Here is an 11,468-nt window from a genome sequence, read left to right as displayed (position 1 = left end):
TTGCTGCATGATGGGGTAACCCCTGTTCCGGTAGCAACACCAACAAGCGCATAAGTAGTATTTGCGGTAAGGTTACCCGTAGCTAAAGTAGCTGTTCCGGCCGCACTTAAAGTTACAGTCTGGTTGGTGCCTCCATTAATGGTATAGGTAACAACCGCATTGGCTGTACCGCTGATGGTAATGTTTGTTCCGCTGCCAGAGCAGATGGTAGTTGTACCACTGATGGTTGCAGTAGGCAATGAATTTACGGTTACAACAGCAGATCCCGTTGCCGTATTGCTGCATGATGGGGTAACCCCTGTTCCGGTGGCAACACCTACTAATGCGTAAGTCCTGTTTGTAGTAATATTCCCGGTCGCAACAGTAGCTGTTCCAGCCGCACTTAAAGTTACAGTCTGGTTGGTGCCTCCGTTAATGGTATAGGTAACAACCGCATTGGCTGTACCGCTGAAGGTAATGTTTGTTCCGCTGCCAGAGCAGATGGTAGTTGTACCGCTGATGGTTGCAGTAGGCAATGAATTTACGGTTACAACAGCCGATCCCGTTGCCGTATTGCTGCATGATGGGGTAACCCCTGTTCCGGTAGCAACACCAACAAGCGCATAAGTAGTATTTGCGGTAAGGTTACCCGTAGCTAAAGTAGCTGTTCCGGCCGCACTTAAAGTTACAGTCTGGTTGGTGCCTCCATTAATGGTATAGGTAACAACCGCATTGGCTGTACCGCTGATGGTAATGTTTGTTCCGCTGCCAGAGCAGATGGTAGTTGTACCACTGATGGTTGCAGTAGGCAATGAATTTACGGTTACAACGGCAGATCCAGTTGCCGTATTGCTGCATGATGGTATAACACCTGTTCCGGTAGCAACACCTACTAATGCGTAAGTCCTGTTTGTAGTAATATTCCCGGTCGCAACAGTAGCTGTTCCAGCCGCGCTTAAAGTTACAGTCTGGTTGGTGCCCCCGTTAATGGTGTAGGTAACAACCGCATTGGCTGTACCGCTGAAGGTAATGTTTGTTCCGCTGCCAGAGCAGATTGTAGTAGTACCGCTGATGGTTGCAGTAGGCAATGAATTTACGGTTACCGTAATCACACTACTAACGCCTTCACAGACTACTCCATTCTGGGTTGAAATTGTAACCCTTCTAAAATAAGTGGTAGTATTTAATACACCAGAGATATATGTTGGTGAATTGCTATTCGAAATGGCAGCGAAACTTGCATTCGTATTAGTCGTAGCGCTTTCCCAACGGTATGTTATAGTACCCGAACCTGTTCCAGCAGCAGTTGAAGTAAATGTTGCAGGTGCACTCCCAGAACAAATAGTCTGATTTGATCCAATCGTACCGGCATTTACCGCGTTCTGAATTGTAATTACTTTTGCCGCTGAAGCTAGACTAGTACAGCTACCATTACTTACAGTAACCGTATAACTTCCACTGGTTGTTGCGGTATATGTCTGGTTGGTTTCACCAGCTATTAGCGTACCATTTTTATACCATTGATTACCTGATGTTGAAGAAGAAGTTAATACAACTGTACTTCCTGAGCAAACAGTAGTTACATTTGAAGGTGTTGTAATTGTTGGTTGAGCAGGTGCAGAATTTAAGGTATAGCTCGCAGTATTATTTCCTTGATTACCTGTTAGACTAGTAGAACTATCTCCTTCGCGGTTTGCGCCTCCTGTAGTGGTGTAAGTTACAGATGCTGTTGCAGTATACGATGTTGTTCCGGCTGGGGGAATTAAAGTAAAACTAATTGGATCGTAAACCGACCCGGCTGCCAGCAAATCCGATCTGTCAAAAACATACCCATTTGTTATAGCTGTTCTTCCCCAACCGCTGTAGTCTGTTGCAGCCTGCGTAAAAGTATAGCCCGTTGGAATAACATAAGTTACTTTTGTTACCCTTGCTGCGCCTCCGGTTCCATTAGTTGTTGTCGCGGTACCAATATTCGAAACCTGAAATGAAAACTTGTTACCTGTGGTTGGATTTAAACAGGCTGGATCGGCTTGAGCTTTGATGGTCAAATCAATTCCATTTGAAGAGGTAGGAGCTGATGAGTAAACCGGAACAGATACCGTTGAGGTATTATTCTCTAAATCCTGATCTGTAATATCTGTTGGTGTAACATTAACAGTGTTGAGTAATGTACCACCTGCCGGAATTGGAGCACCAGCTTTCCATGTACCTATCACAGTGATCGTACCAGTACTGTTAGCTGTCATATTAAACTTTGCGTCAAACGAATTGGATGAAGCAGAAGTTGTAGGCATTGAAGTATTGGCTGTAGCTGCACCAAATCCGCTATAGGCAATTGATGTGATACCAAAACTTGATGTTGGGATAATATTTCCACTGCCATCTTTTAGAATATCATTTAAAATAATATCAGAAAGAGGGGCATTTGTATCATTTATAATTGAAAGTGTATAATTTACAGGTGTATCCGATCCTGTAATAATATAATCGGTATCTACAGATTTTACAGCTCTGAGATTACCAGGAGTAGTTACAAGTAAATTTCTGATTTCATGAAAATTTAGGGATCCACCCGTGGAAGCAGCAAACCCCAATTTCAATTGTGCAGGTGGAGCCTGAGTTGTGAGATAGTTCAGTAATTGGGTAAATGTTCCACCTTTTGTTTTAGCCCAACGAACAATAATACGATATTGACCTCCTTCTGGGGTGATTTGGATTTGCACCCTTCTGTAAAAACTGGCATCAGTAGGCCTTGTGGAAGTAACAGTATTGTAATCAATCTCATCCGCCGACCTGCTTGAATTTAACTGAAATCCACTTAAATAAGGATTAGTCGTAGCTGGGTCTGTTGTAGTCGGCCCTCGTAATACTATTGAATTGGGTGTTTCTCCAGGTCCACCTACCCTACCCTCTGTTGAATTGGAAAAGTTCCCATATTCATCAAGCGCAATCCCAACATAACCGCCTGCCAAACCAGTTGGTGTTCCAGCACTGCTGTTAGGAGCATAACCCAGCGAGCCACCGTATCCGCCTAGTGAAAAGGTAGATGTTGCATCAAATAAAAACACACCGATGCCATCTGCCCCTCCATTTGCATCTGCCACATTTCTCCATGTTTTATATTCAAAATCTATCAGTACACCCAGTGTAGAAGGAAAGGATTTATTAACATATGCATAACCTTTCTGATTATTAGAAGCTCCGGTTAATCGTAGCCAACCATTACCTGCGGGGTCAAAAAGTCCAGACGTTAAGGTAGCTTTATCACCTAAAATAACCCCATTAGCTGTACTATTCCGGAAATTCTCATTAATTGTAAACTGCCCGTAACTTGCTTTAATTCCTAAAAAAAAGACAAAAAAGACAAAACAAATGAATTGGAGAAAATATTTAGTAAAATTCTCCGTTAAATCAATATTAGTCCTCGAAAAATTACGTGCTGGGATACACGAAGAGAGTAAATTTTTATTCATATACGGGATATAGAAGTATTACACGAATAGGGATAATGTAGTTTGTAATAGCTATTTGCTGGTTTATAGACATTTACGTAGTCGCTAAACCAACAGTTTTTAAATGAATAAAAATGAACAGCCTGTTTTAAACTGTCTGGTTCAATTCATTCACTTCCATCCGCAAAGATATATCATTGAACTTTTATTTCCCTGATCAATCGATCAATAAAGTATTATTAATAATACAAAATACAAATATTTTGATATTTGTCATATAGATTAATAATCTTAAGGCCCTACAACGCACTTTTTTAGAGCCACAAAATTCGCTGATAGTTGATCTAGGTCAATAATTTTAATACAACTAATAGCTCTATAATAATTAAGTCATATTAATTAGACAGATTTCTGACAAAACGAATAGGTTCATTTCGAAATACATAAGGGGTCAGCACATATAATGTATAATTTATAAGTAATCAAGACTTCTTAATCATACATAAGCCTTTAAACTAGAATTAAGAAAACTGCTGGCTATGCTGAATTGTGTTTTTATTTACATCAAGAGACTACAGGTGCAAAAAAAAATTATTCGAAGATTTCCTCAAAGTAAATTTCAGCCAAACTTTGCCTGTTCAAATATGTTCTATTAAGATCAAAACCGATCGATATGAAAACGAAAGAAAAAGACAACGGAAACAAAACTACTGGAAGTTCGAAAGAAAAAGCTTCATTCGACCAGAACGGAAAAGGAGCTTCCGATAAATTTGGTCAGGCAGGATCCAGTCCGAACGAATCAGGCGTACCTAAAACCGGTAAAACAGATAAAGAAAAATAAGGATAGAAGACAAATAAAAGATAAAAAGAGTATAAATACTCTTTTTATCTTTCGTAGATGCTCATTTTTTCAGCAAGCTCTATAATGCTTTTAATTTTCAGTTTCTGGAACAACCTTAACTTATAAGTACTTACAGTACCCATCTGAAGGTTTAACTGGTTAGAAATCTCTAACACGCCAATACCTTTTGTAAGCAATTCTGCTACTTCCAATTCCCTGCCCGAAAGCTTGGTAAACGGATTATCAGCATCATTACCCAATATGCTGTTAAACATATTCTCTTTTACATTTCTGCTCGAATAACGGCTGCCCGCCAAAATAGTGGTAATGGCTGTTACAATTTCAGATTCCTCAGCATTTTTGGTCAGATAACCAGATGCACCAGATTTAAGATAAGGAACCGCATAAATATTCTCATTCAAAGAAGAAAACACCAAAATCTTTGCATTTGGCTGAACTAATTTTAACTGATCGATTACTTTAAGGTTGTTACCCCCAGGTAAGTTAACATCAATGATGATTAAGCTTGGCGACTTTTCTGTTTCAACAAGCGCTTGCTCTAAAGTTGACGCATGAATGATTTCTACACCAGGCCAAAAGTCTGATATTAAACCTTTTAAACCACGACGAATGATTTCATGATCATCAGCAATCAGCACTGAAAAAGTATTTACTGCATTTTTTGTTTTCATTATTTTTAAGAATATTATGCAAGTTAGTAAAAAGTTATTTTTTTTCTACGCAATAATACTTATTTTTTTATCAAAATATGTAAATATTATTCTACACATTTCAACAGTTTTGTTTAAAATACCCTTGGGGTTGCCAACCTCACATTGGGTTTGATGAACGAATAAGATAAAGAGATCTCGTGCGTACCACTGCTATAGCCCTGTAACGGACCAATAGAAAAGTCGTATCCATAACCGATCCTGATCTTCTCCGAAGGAAAAATCTGAATCGCGGCAACTGCTGAGTTCCGTGGAGTTAGATCTCGCTGTAAATAGCTTTTATCATACAGTTTCACTCCTGTACGGTACGAACCGCCTACCCAAAGAAATTCCTTAATCATTAAAAATGCGTTCACATCCAAACTGGTTGGTCCGCCACGGTCGTCTTTTAGCAGGAAGGAAGGCTTGATCTGAAAGTCTTCTGAAAGTGGAAACAATGCTCCAGCCGTTAAATAATAATGCGGTTTGGGCTGTGGGATAAAAGCATAACGGTCGATATTGATGTAAGTAGCAATCAGGTTATCAACCGAAAAACCAGCATAATACTTATCGTTGGCGAAGTACACCCCAGCCCTAGCATCGGGCACAATGGTACTCTGTACACCTACCGGTTGGTTTGGTTCAGGGTTATTTGGATTTAACATAGAACCATCTATACCCAGTTGCACCATGCCCACGCCTAAACCTAAAGCTAATCTTGAGCTACCATCATCATTCATCCTGATGCGGTAAGCATAGTTACCATAAATGCTCAGGTTGGTTTGCGCACCCAGTTTATCGCTGGCTACCTGCAGGGCCAAACCAACGTTTCCGCTGTTGGCAATCGCATCAACCGCCAACGACATGCTCCTTGGTGCACCGGTTATACCCGTCCACTGGCTACGGTAAAAGCTGTGTATGTTAAGCACTTCCTTATAACCCGCATAAGCCGGATTGATGTAGATTCCGTTAAACATGTACTGACTGTACTGCGCGTCCTGTTGTGCTGAGGCAGGATTTGTAAGCAACAAAAATGAACCTGCCAGTAAACATATTAATTTCTTCATTTACACATGCAGATTAGTTTTTAAATGCCCTGATGAGGGTAATATAACCTTTGAACACTCTCCATTCGCTGCTGCCATTTTTCCTGGCACGTAACAGATAATAATAGGTTCCTTCATTGAGTCCCTCCCCTGTCCAGTTGTTTTTGTAACCTTTGGCGCGGAATACCTCGTTACCCCAACGGTTAACAATGGTAAGGTCGTTTTCTGCAAACTCAGCAAGTCCGTTAATCTCGAAAGTGTCGTTGATACCGTCACCATTTGGCGTAAACAAATTAGGGATCAGTAAATCATCTCCCGTAATTATAGCAGCATCGGCCAATACCTGGTTATTATTGATTACCGGATCTGGCTGATCTGCTTTTACCGTTGCCGAATTATTCAATGTTCCCGATGCCAATGTTCTTGATTTAAAGGTTAAAGTTGCACTTTGGTTTAAATCAAGGCTGCCTACCAACCAAATAAAATCTCTTGTTGTAGTAGAATATGTGGTAGTACCAATGGTTACAGTAATCTCTTTTGGTGCATCGATAATGGTAGATAAACGATCAGTAACGGTAACGCCTGTTGCCCTGTTCGTGCCCTTATTCGTCACCGTAATCTTATACATTACATCCGAACCGGTTTTGATATCACCTTTGGTTACCAGTTCTTTGGTTACTATTAAATCAGCTGATTTATCTACGTCTATTGCCGCATCCGGATTGATTATTTTTCCGTTAGGAGCAGTCATAATGACCACATTTTTAATGGTATTGTAACTGTTTACATCTGGTGCCACCTTCGCATCCAGAGTTAATACCGTACTGGAGTTAGCCTGCATATTAATGGTCCATTTAAGCGTATTGCCCATTACGGTACCATAGCCCGAAACAGAACCCGGAACATAAGTTAATCCTGCCGGAAGCTCGTCGGTAATGGTTACACCGTTCAATGCTGATCCACCGGTATTTTTAACAGTTAATGAGTAAGTTAAAATTTCGTTGGCCTGCGCCCTGCCATCTTTATTTCCTTTGATATCGGACACCGATTTGTTGCCTTCCAGCACTCCCTCAGTCGGAATTGAAGCAGCAGGATTCAATGGCGTTAGCGCATTCGACGGATCGGTTACCGTAGCAGTATTATTGATGGCCAGCGTACCTGACGGAAGTGTAGAATTAACTGTTACCTTGAAATTAACCACGATTTGTCCGTTCGCAGGAATGGTTAAACTGCTCCAGTTTAAGGTATTGCCTGCCAAAACAGCACCATTATCGGCACTACCACTTACATAAGTAGTATTTGCCGGGATATTATCAACGATTTTTACCCCTGTACGGCCTGTACTTCCGTTGTTTTTAACGGTAATGTGATAGGTTAAAACTTCATTGGTTTCGGCCTTACCGTTGTTGTTCGCATCGGTTACGGTTTTATTACTTACAATTTTTGGCAGCTCCAAAATGGTCGGATAATCGTTATCTTCTTCCGTTCCTGAAACATCAGATATTGAGGTTCCGGCTGGAGTACCTGCAGTTAAGGTGGCGGTATTTCTTACCGAACTGGCAGCTTTTTCTGCCTGACTAATGGTATAAATTGCAGTAGCTGTAGCGGTTTCATCAGGTGCAATACTGGTTGGATTAAAAGTGATGGTTGATGACATTTTCGGATCAACCAAACTGAAATTGGTTAAAGTAACGTTACCTGTATTTTTAGCAGTAAAAGTATAGGCTACGGTATTTCCATCAGCACTTAACACACCTGTTTTAACCAAGGTTAAACCTGGTGCTTCCTTGATCAGGAACACGGTAGGATCATCCGGCGCCAAGGTTTTCGGATCGTCGGAAAGTTTGTTCAGTTTACCTGCACTGGCAAATTTAGCAACCAAACTGGCCTGATTTACGAATTTACCGTAATCAATTTCAGGTTGGGTTAAGGTGTGTCTGGCCAGAATCAAGGCGGTTTCTGCAGGCTCCAATTTGCTGATTACGGACGGGGTTATGCTGCCCGCATCTGCACCCGGATCGGTTACTACGATATCGGTTAAAGTAATATTACCGGTATTGGTTACCTGGATACTGTATTCAATCGTTTTTACCACACCGGCACTGTTAGCGATCATTTTGGTAAACCTTACCGAAGGATCAGCCACAATTGGCGTAAAAGTGGCATCATCCACAGCTGGAGTTGATGGATCGTCAGATACTTTGGCAATGGTATTTCCTTTCGGATCTTTTACGGTTGCGCTTACCTGGTTGCTGAAACCACCGGCATTAACCTCACTTTGTTTTACCGTATGTTTGGCCGTAATATTTACGGTTGCACCCGGCAGTATCGAAGTAATGTTGGCTGGTGTTAAACTTCCTGCATCTGCATTGGCGTCAACCAAAGCGATATTCGTTAGGGTTACATTACCTGTATTTTTGAATACAATGTTGTAATTGATCACATCGCCGGTCCTGGTTGCACCATTGGTAGCCGATTTTTCTAAGGTATAGGCCGGTGATGGTGTCAGCTTCGTTACTGTTGGATCGTTTGGTGCCGGAGTTGAAGGATCATCTGATACCTGGTTGATGACATTGCCTTTGTTATCGGTTGCCTTTACTGAAGCCTGGTTCGTATATGTACCCTGGTTAACGTCGGCCTGCGTTAAAGTATGTTTCGCCGTTACCATTACGTTTGCACCTGGTGCCAGGCTTGCTATATTGGCAGGATTGATCGATCCGGCATCAACAGCAGCATCGCTTACGGTTAAATCTTTAAGGGTAACGCTTCCGTTGTTGGTTATTGTAAAGGTATAAACAATCGATTCGCCAACTTTTGTACCTACCGAACTTGCCACTTTTGTAAAAGTGAATTTCGGGGCAGCCGGAATTGGTGTTTCGGTAGGAATATCGTTTGAATAATCTGTTCCGGAAATATCGGTAATCGTGTTTCCAACAGGGGTTTTCGCATTTACTGAAGCCGAATTGGTTACCAGAGCAGCATCTTTATCGGCTTGACTTAAAATATAAACCTGACTGTAGGTAAAACTTGCCCCTAACGCTAATACAGTTGGGAATGTTTTGTTCAGGGACAATTTTGGATCTGTTAACGTGATGTTGTTTAATTCAACATCGCCAACATTTGTAATTTTGAAAGAATAGGTTACGTTATTACCGTCGGTACTTAAAATACCCGTTTTAATCAAAGCAATTTTACCTTTTAACAGGTTTGTGGTAACGGTTGACTGATTGTTTCCATTTTCAGGATCGTTTGTACGGGGAGCTGGAGTTAAGGAAACACTATTGGTTATGTTAGCGCCTGTAAAACCTGCCGCAACACGACCATCCACAGTTAAACTTACCTGCTGATCAGCCGCTAAATCGGCAGCTAAAGTAAAGGTATTTGCGGTAGGACTATATGAACCACCAACAGCATTATAGGTAATGTTTTCCAATCCTGCCGGAAGATTTTCGAATACACCAATAGACTGGCCAGCTAAAACTGTTGCCGGGCCGTTGTTTTTAATGGTGATGGTATAATTGATTGTTCCATTGCTTTCTACACCTGTAACATTAGCTGTTTTATTAATCTGAAGATCTGTAAGCCAGCTCGGAATGCTTACATTTATTATTGCTGTAGAAGATTTTGTAGCATCCAGCTTATCCGTAATCTGGTAAGATAAAGTGTAAACCCCAGGAAGCGTACCTGCATCAACATTCACTTTTCCAGTTGAAGGATCGATATTTACTTTAGTGCTTGAAGTCGAAATCTGCTTGATGGTTACATTTGCTATAGTAGCAGTGGTTGCGTTATTATAGGTATCGTTTACCAGAATATTTTCAACTGCTACGCCCCCGGTGAAACCATTTGCAGTTCCCGAATCATCTTTAGCTAAAATTGCACCTGTTCCCACTGTTATGGTTACAGTAGCGGTTTTGGTCTGGCCAGGGTTCAGTTTATCCTCGATCTGGTAAAGCACTTCATAAGTACCTGCAGCAGTGTTCGGTGCTACAATTACTTTCCCGGTAACCACATCAAGGGTTACGTTAGCATTGGTAGTCGAAACCTGTGTTAGTTTTGCCTCGTTCAAAGTGGCAGGATTACCATTGTAGGTATCGTTTGCCAATACATTTTCTACAGCAGTGCCGCCGGTATAACCGTTTGAATTTCCTGAATCGACTGTAGCAACCATCGCTGGTGCTGAAACAGTTACGGTTACAGTGGCGGTTTTGATCTGACCAGGGTTCAGTTTTTCTTCGATCTGATAAACAACTTCATAAATACCTGCCGGGGTATTAGCTGCTACATTTACTTTTCCAGTGGTTACATCAAGGCTAACTTTCGGATCAGTAGTCGAAACCTGTGTTAGTTTCACCTCGTTCAGGGTGGCAGGGTTACCATTGTAGGTATCGTTTGCCAACACATTTTCTACAGCAGTGCCGCCGGTATAACCGTTTGCATTTCCTGAATCGTTTACAGCGAGCATCGCTGGTGCTGAAACGATTATGGTTACAGTAGCGGTTTTAGTCTGGCCAGGGTTCAGTTTATCTTCAATTTGGTAAATAACTTTGTAAGTACCAGCTGGGGTGTTCGGTGCAACAATTAGTTTTCCGGTAGCAGGATCGAGCGTTACGTTAGCATTGGTAGTCGAAACCTGTGTTAGTTTCACCTCATTCAGGGTGGCAGGGTTTCCATTGTAGGTATCATTCGCCAATACATTTTCTACAGCATTGCCGCCGGTATAACCGTTTGCATTTCCTGAATCATTTACAGCAAGCATTGCCGGTGCTGAAACGGTAACGGTTACAGTAGCGGTTTTAGTCTGGCCAGGGTTCAGTTTATCTTCGATCTGGTAAACAACTTCGTAAGTACCTGCAGGAGTGTTCGGTGCCACATTTACTTTTCCGGTAGCCACATCCAGACTAACTTTTGAATCAGTAGTCGAAACCTGTGTTAGTTTCACCTCGTTCAATGTGGCAGGATTGCCATTGTAGGTATCGTTGATCAATACATTTTCTACAGCAGTGTCACCGGTATATCCGTTTGCATTTCCTGAATCGTTTACAGCAAGCATTGCCGGTGCTGAAACAGTTACGGTTACAGTAGCGGTTTTGGTCTGACCAGGGTTCAGTTTATCTTCGATCTGGTAAACAACTTCGTAAGTACCTGCCGGGGTGTTCGCTGCAACAATTACTTTTCCAGAGGTTATGTCTAAGGTAACGTTAGCATTGGTGGTAGAAACCTGTGTGAGTTTCACCTCGTTCAAAGTGGCTGGATTACCATTATAGGTGTCATTCACCAAAACATTTTCTACAGCAGTGCCGCCGGTATAACCGTTTGCATTTCCTGAATCGTTTACAGCAAGCATCGCTGGTGCTGAAACGGTTACGGTTACAGTGGCCGTTTTCGTCTGACCAGGATTCAGTTTATCTTCGATCTGGTAAACAACTTCGTAAGTACC

5 protein-coding genes are annotated in these 11,468 nt (G+C 41.6%); 1 reads left to right on the top strand and 4 read right to left on the bottom strand.

All coding sequences use genetic code 11. The features are described from left to right. On the bottom strand, positions 1 to 3,452 hold a 3,452-nt coding region (locus DRW42_RS28150), incomplete at its 3' end, for a hypothetical protein (RefSeq protein WP_113952193.1). A gap of 652 nt (positions 3,453 to 4,104) precedes the next feature. Between DRW42_RS28150 and DRW42_RS28935 the strand changes: the two genes are divergently transcribed. Beyond that, complete coding sequence (locus DRW42_RS28935; protein WP_158544420.1) at positions 4,105 to 4,272, top strand: hypothetical protein; 168 nt, start codon at positions 4,105 to 4,107, stop codon at positions 4,270 to 4,272. A 44-nt stretch (positions 4,273 to 4,316) separates the two neighbouring features. Here DRW42_RS28935 and DRW42_RS28145 read toward each other — a convergent pair whose 3' ends face one another. The 3 genes from DRW42_RS28145 to DRW42_RS28135 all read right to left on the bottom strand — a co-directional run. Next, positions 4,317 to 4,964: a response regulator gene (locus DRW42_RS28145; protein ID WP_113952192.1), complete on the bottom strand. Its 648-nt coding sequence runs from the start codon at positions 4,962 to 4,964 to the stop codon at positions 4,317 to 4,319. A gap of 113 nt (positions 4,965 to 5,077) precedes the next feature. Further along, a complete protein-coding gene (locus DRW42_RS28140; RefSeq protein WP_113952191.1) occupies positions 5,078 to 6,049 on the bottom strand; it encodes a PorP/SprF family type IX secretion system membrane protein in 972 nt (323 codons plus the stop codon). A gap of 13 nt (positions 6,050 to 6,062) precedes the next feature. Beyond that, positions 6,063 to 11,468, bottom strand: a 5,406-nt coding sequence (locus DRW42_RS28135) for a DUF7507 domain-containing protein (RefSeq protein ID WP_113952190.1), incomplete at its 5' end; no start/stop codon positions are given.

This window comes from Pedobacter miscanthi, from assembly GCF_003315595.1.
Taxonomy (GTDB): Bacteria; Bacteroidota; Bacteroidia; order Sphingobacteriales; family Sphingobacteriaceae; genus Pedobacter; species Pedobacter miscanthi.
The sequence above is the reverse complement of the archived record's forward strand: the minus strand, read 5'-3'. Positions and strand labels throughout refer to the sequence as shown.

What these genes read in the sequence shown, in the direction of transcription:
- DRW42_RS28140 (WP_113952191.1), bottom strand. Translation starts at nt 6,049, where the DNA reads ATGAAGAAATTAATATGTTTACTGGCAGGTTCATTTTTGTTGCTTACA.
- DRW42_RS28935 (WP_158544420.1), top strand. Translation starts at nt 4,105, where the DNA reads ATGAAAACGAAAGAAAAAGACAACGGAAACAAAACTACTGGAAGTTCG.
- DRW42_RS28145 (WP_113952192.1), bottom strand. Translation starts at nt 4,964, where the DNA reads ATGAAAACAAAAAATGCAGTAAATACTTTTTCAGTGCTGATTGCTGAT.